Raw genomic sequence first — 15,922 nt, 5'->3', positions numbered from 1 at the left:
TTAAAAGTGCAACCCAACCCCGAGTTGGTAAATCGATTCGGGGGAGGTTTCGGGACGAAACTCGACATCTAGCCCGGCATTCACATCAATTGACTCACTCAACTGGTAGCGACTGCTGACGCCCCACTGATTGATCAGGGTATCGTCATTATCGCGGCTAATTTGGCTCGAAAGACGCAGCTTGTCGGTAAAACGGTATTCAATCCCGCTTAACAACCCTTGTTGCGTGGTGTGTTGGTCGTTTTCGCTTTTCAGTTGCGTGCCCATATAAACAGATACATTACTGAGTGGGTAACGATAGCCTGACTGAATGGTCCAACTGTCAAAACCTTGTGTGGCTGATGGGATAGACTGAATAAAAAAATGATCAGCTGTCCCAGCTGGCAGCGTTTGCCAAGTTAACGGTTGGCCCCACGCAGGCGCTGCCACAGCTTGTAAGACGAGGGTCAACAGTCCTAGTTGTTTTATACTCAAATCCTGTGCCTCATTGTTCTTTTTAGGCTTAGCTCAGTCTTAGAAGACGCTGATGCGTTGCGATCAGTGTAGACAAAAAATAGATACTACTGCCGAATTTTGTCTCTCTCCTCATGCGTGCCGATAACGGTCGATAGACTAAGATGCCAATATATTGACGGTTTGCCACTTTATTGGCGCAAAAAGGCGGTAAATCGCCAGTGTGCGGTTAACACATGATGACTGAGCAAATATTAGGCCGTTTTTGGTGAGAGCGTCGCGTGTCCTAACCGGTTTTCTTCGCTGTAGGGACGCACATCATGAAAATACCCGGCCTTTACCTGGCTTTGCAGTTGCTGCCAATAACCAGCTTCAAACAGCTCTGGGTGGAGGCGATCAAACTCGTCGGCAACGGTACGATTAACCAGTAAAAATGTGCGAAATTCTTCTGGGAATACGTCATTTTCGCCCACGCTGTACCAAGGCTCTGCAGCCAGTTCATCTTCTGGGTAGCGAGGTGGCGGAATATGGCGAAAGTTTACCTCAGTGAGATACGCTATCTCATCGTAATCATAGAAAATGACCCGATTGTGACGACTGACCCCAAAGTTTTTAAACAGCATATCGCCGGCAAAGATGTTGGCGGCGGCTAATTCTTTGAGTGCATCGCCATATTCTTGTACGGCTTGGGTGATCGCGTCCGGCTCGGCTTGTTCGAGATAAATATTTAACGGGATCATGCGCCTTTCCATGTAGAGATGGCGAATGCGCACTTCGTTGTCGGTGACGTTAACGCAGGAGGGGGCAACCTCGAGGAGTTCATCAATTAAGGCGTCACTAAAGCGGTCACGGGGAAAAATAAAGTTACGGTATTCTTGAGTATCGGCCATGCGTCCAACCCGATCGTGTTCTTTAACCAGGCGGTACTTTTCCCTTACTTGGGCGTGGGTCATTTGTTTTTGCGGGGCAAACTTGTCTTTGATGATCTTAAACACAAACCCATAGGAAGGCAGAGTAAATACCGACATCACCATTCCTTTGACCCCAGGCGCGATATCAAACAAGTCATCCGAGTTATCCAGGTGGTAAAGAAACTCACGGTATAACTCGGTTTTTCCGTGCTTCTGGCAACCGATCGCGGTGTAGAGCTCGGCGGGCGTTTTGTTGGGCATCAGCTGGTTAAGGAAGTCCACCAACGCCGCCGGCACAGGGGCGTAGACCATGAAGTACGAGCGGGCAAAACCAAACACGATGCTGACATCATCACTGTCGGTAATACAGGCGTCGATGTATAGCTCCCCTTGCTCGGAGATCGCGAGCGGCAGCACCAAAGGCCGGCGCTGGTTAGCCATATCGAGTCGGCCGATAAGGTAAGCGCCTTTATTACGGAAAAAAGGCTGACGAACCATTTCTAGGGTAAAGCTCATGGTAAGTTGCGGGCCAAACCGCGCTTGGAGTATTTGTGTCACACGTTTGAGATCGCCGCTTTTATCCCGCCAAGGTAGGGTAAACGGGGTGCTATCGAGCATCCGCTCTAAGGTGGCGTAAATGCCGGCTTGCGATTGGAAGCGTCTTAATAAAGGGGTTGGATATTTGGGGATCCGTCCCCCTTGGGAGCTTTGCACGAACAGCTTATCGCGACGGATATTGCGGTGTTCAAAGATCCGGCAATACACAGAGTTAAAGAAACTCTCGGCGATATCGTAACGCGGGTAGTCATCAAGCAAGGTGACATAAGCCGCTTTGACTGCCATCAAAAAGGAGCGTGTGGCGTGCGCTTTGCCGAGCATGGCTCCTAATTGTTGACTGACCAAACCAACATGATGGTCGTAGAACTGGATACGCGCTTTAAGCGCTTGTTGAACACTTTTCCAGTCTTGTTGCTCAAAGCGCTCCTGGGCACCGGAGGTGACATCGAGAAACCGGCCATACATAGCATCCGAGCCTTGTAGTATGGTATTGGCGACTAATTGGGCCATCGCTTCTTGGGTCATTCGCGCTCCTTGCGATCTGGTTGCTCCCTTGTTCAAGCTCGCAGAGTTTTGTTGAAAAAGCAATCAGGATCACTTTTTTGTTGACCTAAGCAACATGATTCGATACACCTAGAGAGAATCAAACAAAACAAATGATATACGCAACACACATGCAACTAACGATCAGCACCCAGACCACCACAACCACCATTATTATTACTGGCACATCATGTGTTGGTGCGGGCTGATACGCACAGAATTTCCAAAAAAGCCCGTACCTTCCCAGGTACGGGCTTTTTTTTATCTTAAAAGAGAGGTCCCAAACGGATGCGAGTTTTAAAATTTGGTGGCACGTCGCTGGCCGATGCTGAGCGCTTCAGTCGCGCTGCCGATATCATTGTCAGTAACCAGGGGCAGAGCGAGGTGTCTGCCGTGTTATCCGCCCCAGCGAAGGTGACAAACATCCTCGTTTCAGTGGTTGAGAACACGGTCAAACATGGTGAAGCGGAATTGCCGCTTAAAGAGCTAGAGCAGCTTTTCGTCGGCTTGTTTCATGGCCTAGCTGAGCGTCAACCCAACCTCGATACCCAGCCACTTTTCGATAAATTAACACGCAGTCTCGGCCAGCTTCGCCAATATGTGCATGGCATGAGCTTATTGGGCTTATGCCCAGATAGCACCTATGCACGTGTCGTCAGTAAAGGTGAGCGTTTGTCGGTCGCAGCGATGCATGCACTACTCGAGGCGCGTGGGTATGCAGTGTTCGATATTGACCCGGTGGAATACTTTGCCGCGTCGGGCAGTCACTTAAGTGCTGAAGTCGACATCGAAGTCTCATCGCAACGCTTCAAACAATCGCCCATCCCGGCGAAACACATTGGTCTAATGCCAGGGTTTATGGCGGGGAATGAAAATGGCGAGCTGGTGACCCTAGGACGGAATGGCTCAGACTACTCTGCCGCGGTACTCGCAGCGTGTGTACGTGCCGAGTGTTGCGAGATTTGGACAGATGTCGATGGGGTGTACAACTGTGACCCTCGCCTCGTACCGGATGCGCGCTTGCTCAAATCGCTGAGCTATCAAGAAGCGATGGAGCTGTCTTACTTTGGCGCGAAAGTGTTACACCCCAAAACCATCGCACCGATTGCGCGCTTTCATATCCCTTGTTTAATTAAAAACGCGGCGAACCCGCAAGCAGAAGGCACCTTAATTGGTGAGGATAGCGGGGAGGACAAGCTTGCGATTAAGGGCATCACCACCTTAAGCGATTTGAGCATGGTCAACCTATCAGGCCCGGGTATGAAAGGCATGGTAGGGATGGCATCACGCGTATTTGGTGCGATGTCATCGGCGGGGGTGTCGATTGTGTTGATTACCCAATCCTCTTCTGAGTACAGCATCAGTTTTTGTATTCAAAGCCAGGACAAAGAAAAAGCCGACAAGGTGCTGAGTAATCATTTTGAGCTTGAACTGAAAGATGGTCTGCTCGAGCCTGTCGAGTTTATGGATAATTTGTCGATTGTCTCTTTGGTGGGCGATGGCATGCGCACATCGAAAGGTGTTGCCTCCCGCTTTTTCACCTCGTTGGCAGAAGTCAATGTCAATATCGTTGCGATTGCTCAAGGTTCATCGGAACGCGCTATTTCTGCGGTGGTGCCTTCAGAGCGAGTCTCTGAGGCGGTTAAAGCCTGTCATGAGAACTTATTTAATAGCCAGCATCATTTGGATGTGTTTATCGTCGGTGTCGGTGGTGTGGGGGGTGAGCTGATTGAGCAAATCCGCCGCCAACAAGCCAAGCTCCAGCAACAAGGCATTGTGATGCGGGTCTGTGGCTTAGCGAACAGCAAAGGGATGTGGCTTAACAGCCAAGGCATTGATCTAAATAGCTGGCGTGATGAACTCCCCAACCACCTGTCTACGTTCAGCTTAGCGGGGATGATCCAGCTAGTTCAGCGTAATCATATCATTAACCCTGTGTTGATCGATTGCACCGCTGATCAACAGGTCGCCGATCAATATGCTGATTTCTTGCGTGCAGGCTTTCACGTGATTACCCCTAATAAGAAAGCCAATACCAGCAGCATGGCTTACTATCACCAGTTGCGTCAGGCGGCCCGCGCGACGCACCGCAAATTTATGTATGAGACTACAGTGGGCGCAGGCCTGCCGGTAATTGAAAACCTACAAAACTTGATTGCGGCAGGGGATGAGCTGTCACGCTTTTCTGGGATCTTATCGGGATCGCTTTCCCACATTTTCGGCAAGTTAGATGACGGCGCCAGCTTTAGTGAGGCGACCAAGGTCGCGCGTGAAAACGGTTTTACTGAGCCGGATCCGCGTGACGATCTGTCGGGCATGGACGTGGCACGTAAGCTGTTGATTCTGGCACGTGAAGCTGGCATGGAGCTTGAGCTTGATGATGTTGAGGTCGAACCTGCGCTTCCGCCTGGCTTTGATCAGTCCGGTGATGTGGAAACCTTTATGGCGCGTTTGCCGCAAGCCGATGAATATTTTAAACAATGGTCCGAGGCTGCCGCCAAAGAAGGCAAAGTATTGCGCTATATTGGTGGTATCGAAGAAGGACGCTGTTTCGTCAAAATCCAAGCGGTATCTGACGATGACCCCATGAACAAAATCAAAGAGGGTGAGAACGCATTGGCTTTTTATAGCCGGTACTATCAGCCGATTCCTTTGGTGCTGCGAGGCTATGGCGCGGGAACCGCAGTGACCGCCGCCGGGGTGTTTGCGGACTTAATGCGTACACTGGGTTGGAAGTTAGGAGTCTAGTTATGGCAGTCCGTGTTTATGCACCTGCATCGATTGGTAATGTCAGTGTGGGATTCGATGTCTTAGGGGCAGCGGTGAGTCCTGTCGACGGTAGTTTACTGGGCGATGTGGTGGAAGTGGCAGACGGTGGAAACCACGCTTTTTCATTGCGCTGCCAAGGCCGCTTTATCGATAAGCTACCCGCTAATCAGCAGGATAATATCGTTTATCAGGCGTACTTGGCCTATGCCGAGGCGCTTAAAAGCCATGACTTGGCGGTGAAACCCGTTGCCATGGTGCTTGAAAAGAATATGCCTATTGGGTCAGGACTTGGCTCCAGTGCATGCTCGATTGTCGCCGCGCTCGATGCGTTGAATCGCTTTCATGACCATGCGCTCGATGAGACTCGCATGTTAGCGCTGATGGGAGAGATGGAAGCGTCCATCTCCGGTAGCTTACATTATGACAATGTCGCGCCTTGTTATCTTGGTGGCGTGCAGCTCATGCTGGAAAGCCAAGGGGTGATCAGTCAAGCGGTGCCACACTTTGAAAACTGGTATTGGGTGATGGCGTATCCGGGCATCAAGGTGTCGACGGCAGAAGCACGCACCATCTTGCCCGCCCAGTATCGCCGGCAAGATGTGATCGCCCATGGGCGCTATCTCGGCGGTTTTATTCATGCGTGTCACACGCAACAGCCTAAGCTCGCGGCGAGTTTAATTTGCGATGTGATTGCTGAACCGTACCGACAAAAACTGCTGCCGGGGTTTGTTGAAGCGCGCGAGTATGCCGCCAGTTGTGGCGCATTGGCGACGGGGATTTCCGGTTCAGGGCCAACCCTATTTAGCATTTGTGACGATAGACAGGTGGCAGAGCGTGTCGCGCAATGGTTACGCGAGCACTATATACAAAATGATGATGGCTTTGTTCATGTATGTCGCATTGATGGACAGGGCGCGAAAGAAATAGGAAGTCAGGCATGAAGCTTTATAACATCAAAGATCACAGTGAAACCGTGTCATTCTCTCAGGCGGTCCAGCAAGGTTTAGGTCGTGGCCAAGGGCTCTTTTTTCCCGAGAGCTTGCCCCACTTCGACGACATCGAGGCATTACTGGCCATGCCTTTGGTGGCGCGCAGTAGCGAAATTTTATCTGCATTAATTGGCGATGAGCTGCCTAAACAGCAAGTGAGTGAACTGGTTAAAAACGCATTTAGCTTTGCCGCACCGCTTACCCAGGTGAAAGATAATATTCACGCGCTAGAGCTTTTCCATGGCCCGACGCTCGCCTTTAAAGACTTTGGTGGCCGTTTTATGGCGCAGTCGCTGGCAGCGGTCTCTGATGGCAAAAAGATCACCATCCTCACGGCAACATCTGGGGATACCGGGGCGGCTGTTGCCCATGCGTTCTACGGTATTGATAATATCGATGTCGTCATCTTGTACCCGAAAGGCAAAATCAGCCCGCTGCAGGAAAAACTCTTTTGCACACTCGGCGGCAATATCCATACGGTCGCGATTAATGGCACCTTTGACGATTGTCAAAGCATGGTCAAGCAAGCCTTTGATGATAGCGAGCTTCGTCAGGCCATTGGTCTTAACTCGGCTAACTCCATCAACATTAGCCGCTTAATGGCCCAGATTTGTTACTACTTCGAGGCGGTGGCGCAGCTCCCTCCGCATAAACGCGATCAGGTGGTGATATCGGTGCCAAGTGGTAACTTTGGTAACCTCACGGCCGGTTTGCTTGCTAAAGCGATGGGGCTGCCGATTAAGCGCTTTATTGCGGGTACCAATGCCAATGACACGGTACCGCGCTATTTGGACTCGGGGGAATGGTCTCCGCAGCAAACGGTCGCCACCTTATCCAATGCCATGGACGTGAGTCAGCCTAACAACTGGCCACGTATCGAAGAGCTTTTCCGCCGAGAGCAGTGGACGTTGAGTGAACTTGCCTCAGGGCGTGCTGACGATGAGGAAACGGCTGAGAGCTTAAAATCGCTCTCTCACGCGGGCTATTTGTGTGAACCGCATGGTGCGATTGCTTACCGTCTGCTGGCTGAGCAGCTTGAACCAGGAGAAGAGGGGATCTTCTTGTGCACCGCCCACCCGGCGAAATTTAAAGAGTCGGTGGATGCCATTTTGGATAAAGATATCCCCCTGCCTGGGCCGCTCGCGAAACACGCGAAAATGACGCTGCTTTCTCGTGAGCAAGAGGCGGATTTCCAAGTGCTACGAGACTACCTATTAGACATTAATGGCTAACGGGTAGAAGCAACGCACTCCAGCCTATGCCTGAAAAAAAACAGCCCGCGATAGCGGGCTGTTTCAGTGTAAGCGCTCTTGCGAAAAGCAATGCGCTTATAGTGAGCTGGTAAAGGTACGTGTAATGACGTCGCGCTGCTGTTCAGGCGTCAGTGAGTTAAAACGTACCGCATAACCGGAGACGCGAATGGTCAGCTGTGGGTATTTCTCTGGGTGCTTTGCTGCATCTTCCAGCGTTTCACGCTTCAATACGTTGACGTTAAGATGCTGGCCGCCTTCGTTGACCGCTTGTGTCTCGATATTCACCTCGCGGTAATCGAATTCACCCAAAGAAGATAGGGCAACTTCCTGATCCGCTTCAAAGCCTTGTTTAGCACAAACACAACGCGCTTGATCGGTGTCTTTATCAATCAACCAAATAGAATTAACGAGTTCATCATTGGCCGCTGAGGTTACTTGAATACCAGTGATCATGGCCTATCCCCTTTTATGATAGTGACTTTTATGATGTAAGATTTCATCATTTAGAGTGCCTATATATACCCTTTAAAGAGTGGGGTTTTATTGACCTGAATCAAGTTTACCTCATAATTAACATTATGATATTTATCTTATATCAATCTTTTTTGAACTACAGTGAGGACTGTAGCACGGCTGCTTCCGCACTGCGAGTCTCACGGGGATTTTTTGATTCAAAATGTAGTAATTAAATTACAAATGAAAGTGATGTGTGCGCAAACAAGTGTGCGTAAAAAAGAGGCAAATTTGCACCACTTGTGCTCATTGTGTGACTTAGGGTGATCAGCTTATAGGCTAACACCATGAATTTATTGCTTTTATAAAGTTGGCATTAAAATTTCATTGCTAATGATGAATCCACAATGATGAGGAATGCCCCATGATTAAGCCAACCATGACGCGTGCGAGCTTACCGACCCCTAACCGCGCGGTACAAGGCCGCTGTCAGCGTCATTACCATTCACACACCGAACGAACAAAAGATCGTTGCACACACTGATTTTGCCATGCTGCCTCGTTAGAATAGCGCCAATATAATCAAAAGGAGCAACCATGACTCAGGCGCAAACGTGGCAGCAAGTATTGGCTGATGAGAAACAACAAGCGTATTTCCGAGAAACCCTTGCCTATGTTGAACAAGCACGTGCCAAGGGGGTGACGGTTTTTCCTCCGAAGGAAGATGTGTTTAATGCCTTTCGTTACACCGAGTTGGGCGAGGTGAAAGTCGTGATTCTGGGTCAAGATCCTTATCACGGGCCGAACCAAGCTCACGGGCTGTGCTTTTCTGTGCGACCGGGTGTGAAAACACCACCGTCATTGGTCAATATCTACAAGGAGCTTGCCACCGATATTGAAGGCTTTACGCCACCTTCTCACGGTTACTTGAAAAGCTGGGCGGAACAAGGTGTGTTGTTGCTTAATACTGTGCTCACCGTTGAGCAAGGAAAAGCGCACTCACACGCCAAACTGGGTTGGGAAACCTTTACTGATCGTGTCATCGATGCGGTAAATCAGCAGTGCCAAGGCGTGGTGTTCTTATTATGGGGCGCGCACGCCCAGAAAAAAGGTAAAGCGATCGATCGTCAGCGCCACCATGTGCTCACCGCGCCTCACCCGTCACCGCTGTCAGCGCATCGTGGCTTTTTTGGTTGTCAGCACTTTTCACAAACCAATGCGTTGCTTCAGGCGCAAGGGAAGACGCCCATTGATTGGCAGCCTTATCTCGAGGCGGAGTAGGCGCAGTCGCTGAGGAGCGATGAAAAAAAGGTGCTCGGTGAGCACCTTTTAGCAATCCTATGTTGAGGGTGAGTTAATCGAGGTCCAGTTGAGAGAAATCGCCAAAAATATCGATTTCTTCCAATTCTTTTTTTAGCCGCTGTTTGTCTTTCAGCGCTTCAATTTCTCTCCATTTACGTTTGACTGGTTTCGCGCGTCCGTTGCGTTGTGGCTTGTCTTGCTCGAACAGATCGTTAAAGGCAATGTTTTCCATAGTCACCTCTTTTTCACCTTGCGGTCAGATTTTAAATACCACAGCTACCCCTAACGTAAAATTGAAGTATTTCTCATTTGTGGCAGTCCGATGAAGTTTTTATGAGACCGCAATCACTGATTTTTAAAATGAGTGACTGTTGCCCCAGCCGTGATGGGTTTGAATTGACCTAGAAGGTGGTTCACGCGAAGATTGCGCCGCATTGATCATTATCCTTACTTAATCACGACGAGGGACAGTCCATTGAGCCTACTCACTTTTATTAATGATCTGATTTGGGGGTCGGTGCTCATTTATGTGCTCATCGGTGGCGGGATCTTTTTTACCTTAAAATTAGGCGGCATTCAGTTTCGTCACTTTTCTCATATGTTTTCTGTCATGCGTCATAGCCGACGCCGTGAGGGGAGCAGCATTTCCTCTTTCCAAGCCTTGTGTACCGGGCTCGCCGCGCGTGTAGGGACGGGCAACATGGCCGGGGTGGCGGTCGCTCTGTCATTAGGTGGCCCGGGGGCAATCTTTTGGATGTGGCTAATGGCATTTCTCGGCATGGCCACGGCCTTTGCAGAGAGTACGCTGGCGCAAGTGTATAAGGTACGGGATCCGGACGGCTATTTTCGCGGTGGTCCTGCCTATTACATGGAACATGGCCTAGGAATGCGTTGGATGGGGGTACTCTTCTCCCTATTACTGATTTTGGCATTTGGGCTAGTGTTTAATTCGGTTCAAGCCAACTCTATCTCACAAGCGGCACAAGTGGCATTTTCATGGCCACCGGCCTATGTCGGCGCGGGGTTGGTGCTGGTTAGCGGGTTAATCATTTATGGTGGCTTACGTCAGATAGCGCGCACGGCAGAAGTGATTGTGCCCGTGATGGCGCTGTTATATTTGTCCTTGTCTTTGTATGTGGTGTTAACCCATCTTGATAAAGTGCCAGCGGTATTTTCTTTGATCATAGAAAGTGCATTCGGTCTCCACGAAGCGGCATCAGGCGCTTTGGGCTACACCTTGGCACAAGGCATGATTCAGGGGATTAAACGCGGATTATTCTCTAACGAAGCAGGCATGGGCTCCGCGCCTAATGCGGCGGCTTCAGCGACGCCTTATCCTCCTCATCCTGTTTCTCAGGGTTACGTGCAAATGCTTGGCGTGTTTGTGGATACCTTGGTGATCTGCACTGCTACCGTGGCGATTATTCTGCTATCAGGTGAGTACATTCCCGGCGGCGAAATCACGGGGGTTGAGTTGACTCAGCGGGCGTTAAGCGCACAAGTTGGGGAATGGGGCGAACAGTTTGTGGCGGTCGCCATTTTCTTTTTCGCTTTTACCTCGATCATTGCTAATTATTCGTATGCAGAAACCAATCTGTTGTTTATCAATCATCGGTGTCGTCCGGCATTGCCGTACTTCCGTGCCTTAGTCTTGGGTATGGTCATGTTTGGGGCGCTGGCGGAACTGCCGCTGGTTTGGACTCTCGCGGATGCGTCTATGGGAATGATGGCGCTGGTAAACATGATTGCGATTTTTTTACTTTCGGGCATCGTCAAGCGGCTGGCAAAGGACTATCACACTCAGCGCTCATTGGGGCGGGTACCTGTGTTCGACAGTCGCCGCTTTCCCGAGCTGCACAGTCAGCTTGACGATAAGGCGTGGCCGCTCCCCAAACGTTAGTCACTGATACGCATGATGTGTGGTGGCGGGCGGTGGTTTTTTTATGCGGGAATGATAGGCTTAGCAAAAGATAAATAACAAAAGGGCGAGCAACATGCTGATAGTGGTTTCTCCTGCAAAAACCTTGGATTATGAAACGCCATTGCCGACAGACCGTTATACCCAACCTCAGCTTACTGAACACTCAGAGGCGTTGATTAAGGTTTGCCGTCAGCTTACACCGGCAGACATTGCCTCGCTTATGAAAGTCAGTGATAAAATCGCCAGTCTTAATGCTGTGCGTTTTTCTGAATGGTCTCCTTCTTTTACCCCAGATAATGCACGACCTGCGGCGCTTGCATTTAAAGGGGATGTGTACACAGGGTTAGATGCCAATTCGATGTCCGAGCAAGATTTTGATTGGGCACAAGATCATTTTCGTATGTTATCAGGCTTGTATGGGCTATTGCGGCCGCTCGATCTGATGCAACCGTACCGGTTGGAAATGGGGACCAAGTTGTCGACACCACGAGGCGACAACTTATATCAGTTCTGGGGCGATATCATCACAGAGGCACTGAATGATGATTTGGCGGCACAGGGCAGTGAGCTATTAGTCAACCTTGCCTCCAATGAATACTTTAAAGCGGTCAACAAGAAGGTGCTTAAAGGCGACATCATCACCCCAGTGTTTAAAGATTATAAAAACGGTCAATACAAGGTGATTAGCTTCTATGCCAAAAAAGCCCGTGGCATGATGGCGCGGTATTTGATTGATAAGCGCGCGAGCTCAGTGGCGGACATTAAAGCGTTTAATGTGGCAGGCTATTACTTTAGTGAAGCCGACTCGAAAGACAATGAGCTGGTATTTCTGCGCGACGAGCAATAAGCGGCGCCAGTGATAAAACGCGAACAATTCGAAAAAGCCCCAACAGGGGCTTTTTTCATTTCTGGCTCGAATCAGTGCAATATCCGCGCGCGGATGGTGCCTTCGATCGCTTTAAGCTTTTTCAGTGCCTTGTAGGCATGATCACTGTCTTCAACATCAATCACCACATAACCAATTTGCGACGATGTTTGTAAGTACTGTGCGGCGATGTTGACACCTTCGTCGGCAAAGGTGGTGTTGATTTTGGTCAGCACCCCAGGTCGGTTGGCGTGTATATGCAGTAAGCGCGAGCGGCCTTGATGTTCTGGCAATGACACTTCAGGGAAGTTGACGCACGACAGCGTCGAGCCATTGTCAGAATACTTCACCAGCTTACCGGCTACTTCCAGGCCGATGTTTTCCTGTGCTTCTTGGGTTGAGCCACCAATGTGTGGTGTGAGTAACGCATTATCAAACGCTTGTAGCGGAGAGCTAAATGCGTCTTTATTGGTTTTTGGCTCAACGGGGAAAACATCGATTGCCGCCCCAGCCAAATGCTTGCTTTCTAGCGCGCCGCATAAAGCATCGATATCGACCACCGTACCGCGTGAGGCATTAATAAAGATCGCCCCTGGTTTCATGCGGGCAAAGGCCTCAGCATCAATCATATTCTGCGTGCTTGGCGTCTCGGGGACATGAAGCGAGACAATATCACTGCGATTAAGCAGTTCTGTGAGCGAGTTGACTTGAATGGCGTTCCCTAACGAGAGCTTGTTATCAACATCGTAGTAATACACTCGCATCCCCAAGTTTTCTGCCAAGATACTTAGCTGGGTGCCGATGTGGCCATAGCCAATAATGCCGAGTACCTTCCCGCGAGCCTCAAAGGAGCGATCAGCGGATTTTTGCCATTCACCGCGATGCGCTTTGGCATTTTTTTCGGGGATCCCGCGTAGGAGCAGTAGGATCTCACCTAAAACCAGCTCTGCGACACTGCGGGTGTTGGAGAAAGGTGCGTTAAAAACGGGGATCCCGCGCTTGGCCGCCGCATCAAGGTCCACTTGATTGGTGCCGATACAAAAACAGCCAACCGCGACCAACTTTTTCGCTTTTGCAAAGACGGCTTCCGTTAACTGGGTGCGAGAGCGTAGTCCCACAAAGTGTGCATCTTGGATAGCTTCTTCGAGATCCTCACCGGTGAGTGAGCCTTTATGGTACTCGATGTTGGTGTATCCGGCCTGCTTGAAGGCTTCAACAGCAGTGGGATGGACGCCTTCGAGTAATAGGATTTTGATTTTATTCTTGTCCAGTGAATAGTGTGACATGCGGGCTGTTCTCTTCCTTAGAAACAATAATGGTAGCAATGTTGCGCCTGAGTGCCGGGGCGCATCGTACCTTATTCCCGCGCACGATGGCGACGAGGAGATGCGGTTGATTGACCTGGTCATTAGGTTGATCTTTTACGTCAAAAGACCGCTGGGCATGCGATGTGCCGGTATCAGAACAGTGACCAAGATAACAAAAATTCACATAAGGGGTAAGAATTATCCGTTCTAGGCCATAAAAAAAGCACCTTAAAAAAGGTGCTTTTAACTTATTGATTACACTTAACGCAAACGTTTGGCTTTTCTGGTTACTCACCACCGCGTATAAGCCTCTGATTTGCGGTATTATGCACTCAGTTTGCTACTTTTTTCACACCGGTGTCGGTACCGGTTAACACAATATCTGCGCCGCGATTGGCAAACAGCCCAACGGTGACGACGCCAGGAATGGCATTGATGGCATCTTCTAATCCTTTGGGATCTTGGATTTTCATATTGTGTACGTCGAGAATCACGTTGCCATTGTCCGTGATCACCCCTTGACGGTAACACGGGTCGCCCCCTAGTTTGAGTAATTCACGCGCGACATAAGAGCGTGCCATGGGGATCACTTCAACGGGAAGTGGAAACTCACCCAGCACATCCACATGTTTGGTGTCGTCGATAATACACACAAACTTATCTGCGATCGCCGCGACGATTTTCTCACGCGTCAAGGCAGCACCACCGCCTTTAATCATATGATGACGCGCGTTAATTTCATCCGCACCATCCACATAGATGTCTAAGCTTGCCACCTCATTGGCATCGAGTACCTCAATGCCCAACGCTTTGAGTCGCTCGGTGGAGGCTTCTGAACTTGAGACCGCGCCTTTGATGTGCTCTTTAATGGGCGCAAGGGCATCAATAAAGTAATTAACGGTAGAACCGGTTCCCACGCCGATAATACTGCCCGGCTTGACATATTCCACCGCGGCTTCGCCCGTGGCTTTTTTCTTTTCGTCTTGGGTCATGATAACTCCTGAATCTAGGGGAATGGGCGTGATTATAGCGAAGCCAATAGATGGCGTCAGGGTTTAGGTCGCGAAATACGCGTTGGCCACTGCCAATGTTGGCTGGGGGTTAAAATATGTGGCAAAGGCACATCCCACTGTTCGGTAGGTAACGCTGGCCATTGCTGGCAGTCATGCGCGAGCCCAACCGCGACCGCATCAGGCGCACATAAGCCGAGCGTGCGATCGTAATAGCCTCCTCCCATGCCCAGGCGTTGTCCTTTTGCGTCAAACGCCACCAGCGGCGTCGCAATCACGTCCAGCTTTGCAGTTGGGATTAACGCATTGATATTGAGTGTCGGCTCGGCAATACCATAACCATTGACCCGCATTGGGGTGGTCGGGGTGTAGTGAAGAAACAGTAAGTGACCACAACTAAAGGGATGAATGACGGGCAAGTAGACATTTTTGTTCGCTTTCCAGCACGCCTCAATGACAGGCGTTGTATCTAGCTCGCCATCAAATGAGAGGTACAGGGCGATGTCCGTGGCTTGCTCAACATCAGCAAGCGCCGTAAATCGTTTGGCAACCGCGTCTGCGGCGAACGTTTGTTGCTCTGGAGAAAGCTGACGACGTGCTTCGCGAATAGCATGTCGTATTTGTTGTCTAGGCTGCATAACTGTCCTTGATGCTAGCCGAAGGGTAGAGAAGAAGACCCCGGGGTGCCGTTGGGATCGATGGCCCTTGAACCCGCTGGTTCAAGGCGGGTGGGTAGTATAAGCCGTAGGCTTCTCGGTGCATGCCGAGCTTGCTCAGTAGCCTATAACAACGCACCCTTAGTTTTGCTTATCGGCTCAGGGACGTAGATCCGCTGACAAACACCCCAGGGAATTGGGTTATTCTTGCGATCCTTGCGCTGCCATTGCTTTGTCTAGTTGTGACGTCATCAGGGCGGTCCGTTGCGTGACCTGATCTTGCAATGTCTCTAACGACTGTTTGGCATCATTTAATTCGTGGCAAACATTGAGAGCGGCAATGGCAATTAGCTGCTCTGTATTGCTTACTTTAGTGCGCTCAGCCAGCCGATGCAACCGTTGATCGAACTCGCTTGCTGCATCTTTAAGCGCTTGCTCTTGCCCGGGTGGGCAATTGACGCGAACAAGACGATCTAGAATTTTGATTTCAACCGGTTGTGTGCTCATAGTCCCACGCTGGCTCCTCATCCGGCCCGATTTGTCGAGGGCCCAGTACACAATAATATGGCGCTATTCTAGCAATTATTCTGGTGAATACACTACATCGAAAATCATCTCTGCTACTGGTGCAGGGAATTTGACCAAAACATGACAGCGACATCGCGTCTCGGTAAAGCGGTACCTAGGGCGCAGCGCTAGAGGCGTCGTGAGGTTTGCTCCTTTTCACGACCAAGCGCGCACATTTTTAGACACAAATGTGAGGCGGCTCGCTTGCGACAGTGGCTTCTCGCGGCCAGGGTTGATCCTTGTCATCGTGAGGGCGTCATCTGCACTTATACACTGTCTTGCGTCATCAGTCATGCGTGGTGGGGCATCATACCGTTTTTTATCGCGGTGATTCAGCCTGATGGTGTGAAATGCTAGACTGTGCT

14 protein-coding genes, 1 other RNA gene and 1 other annotated feature are annotated in these 15,922 nt (G+C 50.2%); of the genes, 6 read left to right on the top strand and 9 right to left on the bottom strand.

Going from position 1 to position 15,922, the window contains the following annotated elements; translation table 11 throughout:
* Positions 1 to 474 (bottom strand): hypothetical protein, encoded by a 474-nt coding sequence (locus BZG25_RS03755; protein ID WP_046074054.1) that lies wholly within the window; start codon positions 472 to 474, stop codon positions 1 to 3.
* Between the two features lie 233 nt (positions 475 to 707).
* On the bottom strand, positions 708 to 2,447 hold the full coding sequence (gene aceK / locus BZG25_RS03750; protein WP_077638539.1) for a bifunctional isocitrate dehydrogenase kinase/phosphatase: 1,740 nt from the start codon (positions 2,445 to 2,447) through the stop codon (positions 708 to 710).
* A gap of 165 nt (positions 2,448 to 2,612) precedes the next feature.
* Positions 2,613 to 2,729: a sequence feature (Thr leader region), on the top strand.
* Positions 2,730 to 2,753: 24 nt separating this feature from the next.
* On the opposite strand from aceK, the gene thrA reads away from it, so the two are divergent.
* The 3 genes from thrA to thrC are packed head-to-tail and all read left to right on the top strand — an operon-like array spanning position 2,754 to position 7,455.
* On the top strand, positions 2,754 to 5,213 hold the full coding sequence (thrA, locus tag BZG25_RS03745) for a bifunctional aspartate kinase/homoserine dehydrogenase I (RefSeq protein WP_077638538.1): 2,460 nt from the start codon (positions 2,754 to 2,756) through the stop codon (positions 5,211 to 5,213).
* 2 nt (positions 5,214 to 5,215) lie between these two features.
* Positions 5,216 to 6,175, top strand: a complete 960-nt coding sequence (gene thrB / locus BZG25_RS03740; RefSeq protein ID WP_077578954.1) for a homoserine kinase — start codon at positions 5,216 to 5,218, stop codon at positions 6,173 to 6,175.
* Positions 6,172 to 7,455, top strand: coding sequence for a threonine synthase (thrC, locus tag BZG25_RS03735; RefSeq protein WP_077578953.1), 1,284 nt, complete (start codon positions 6,172 to 6,174; stop codon positions 7,453 to 7,455). Before thrB ends, thrC begins: the two co-directional genes overlap by 4 nt.
* A 96-nt stretch (positions 7,456 to 7,551) precedes the next feature.
* Here the strand turns inward: thrC and grcA are convergent, their stop codons facing one another.
* Positions 7,552 to 7,929, bottom strand: coding sequence for an autonomous glycyl radical cofactor GrcA (grcA, locus tag BZG25_RS03730; protein ID WP_046074059.1), 378 nt, complete (start codon positions 7,927 to 7,929; stop codon positions 7,552 to 7,554).
* Between the two features lie 597 nt (positions 7,930 to 8,526).
* Here grcA and ung point away from each other — a divergent pair.
* Positions 8,527 to 9,210 (top strand): uracil-DNA glycosylase, encoded by a 684-nt coding sequence (gene ung, locus BZG25_RS03725; RefSeq protein WP_046074060.1) that lies wholly within the window; start codon positions 8,527 to 8,529, stop codon positions 9,208 to 9,210.
* A 73-nt stretch (positions 9,211 to 9,283) separates the two neighbouring features.
* On the opposite strand, the gene BZG25_RS03720 is transcribed toward ung, so the two are convergent.
* Positions 9,284 to 9,463: a DUF3545 family protein gene (locus BZG25_RS03720; protein ID WP_046074061.1), complete on the bottom strand. Its 180-nt coding sequence runs from the start codon at positions 9,461 to 9,463 to the stop codon at positions 9,284 to 9,286.
* Between the two features lie 243 nt (positions 9,464 to 9,706).
* Here BZG25_RS03720 and BZG25_RS03715 point away from each other — a divergent pair, with 243 nt between their 5' ends.
* Both BZG25_RS03715 and yaaA read left to right on the top strand, forming a co-directional pair.
* Positions 9,707 to 11,131 (top strand): sodium:alanine symporter family protein, encoded by a 1,425-nt coding sequence (locus tag BZG25_RS03715; RefSeq protein WP_077578952.1) that lies wholly within the window; start codon positions 9,707 to 9,709, stop codon positions 11,129 to 11,131.
* 94 nt (positions 11,132 to 11,225) lie between these two features.
* Positions 11,226 to 11,999: a peroxide stress protein YaaA gene (yaaA, locus tag BZG25_RS03710; protein WP_046074063.1), complete on the top strand. Its 774-nt coding sequence runs from the start codon at positions 11,226 to 11,228 to the stop codon at positions 11,997 to 11,999.
* A gap of 71 nt (positions 12,000 to 12,070) precedes the next feature.
* On the opposite strand, the gene serA is transcribed toward yaaA, so the two are convergent.
* From serA to zapA, 5 genes are all read right to left on the bottom strand, one after another.
* Positions 12,071 to 13,303, bottom strand: a complete 1,233-nt coding sequence (serA, locus tag BZG25_RS03705) for a phosphoglycerate dehydrogenase (RefSeq protein ID WP_046074064.1) — start codon at positions 13,301 to 13,303, stop codon at positions 12,071 to 12,073.
* Positions 13,304 to 13,656: 353 nt separating this feature from the next.
* Entirely contained in the window at positions 13,657 to 14,316 is a 660-nt protein-coding gene (gene rpiA / locus BZG25_RS03695) for a ribose-5-phosphate isomerase RpiA (RefSeq protein ID WP_046074066.1), read from the bottom strand.
* Between the two features lie 56 nt (positions 14,317 to 14,372).
* Positions 14,373 to 14,972 (bottom strand): 5-formyltetrahydrofolate cyclo-ligase, encoded by a 600-nt coding sequence (locus BZG25_RS03690; RefSeq protein ID WP_077578951.1) that lies wholly within the window; start codon positions 14,970 to 14,972, stop codon positions 14,373 to 14,375.
* Positions 14,973 to 15,005: 33 nt separating this feature from the next.
* A non-coding RNA gene (ssrS, locus tag BZG25_RS03685) (6S RNA) lies at positions 15,006 to 15,188 on the bottom strand.
* 3 nt (positions 15,189 to 15,191) lie between these two features.
* Positions 15,192 to 15,497, bottom strand: coding sequence for a cell division protein ZapA (gene zapA, locus BZG25_RS03680; protein WP_046074068.1), 306 nt, complete (start codon positions 15,495 to 15,497; stop codon positions 15,192 to 15,194).
* Positions 15,498 to 15,922: the final 425 nt, after the last annotated feature.

Origin of the sequence: Salinivibrio sp. ML198 (assembly GCF_001996015.1) — a bacterium.
Lineage (GTDB): Bacteria > Pseudomonadota > Gammaproteobacteria > Enterobacterales > Vibrionaceae > Salinivibrio > Salinivibrio siamensis.
Note: the sequence above shows the minus strand (reverse complement) of the source record. Positions and strands in the feature narration are given on the sequence as shown.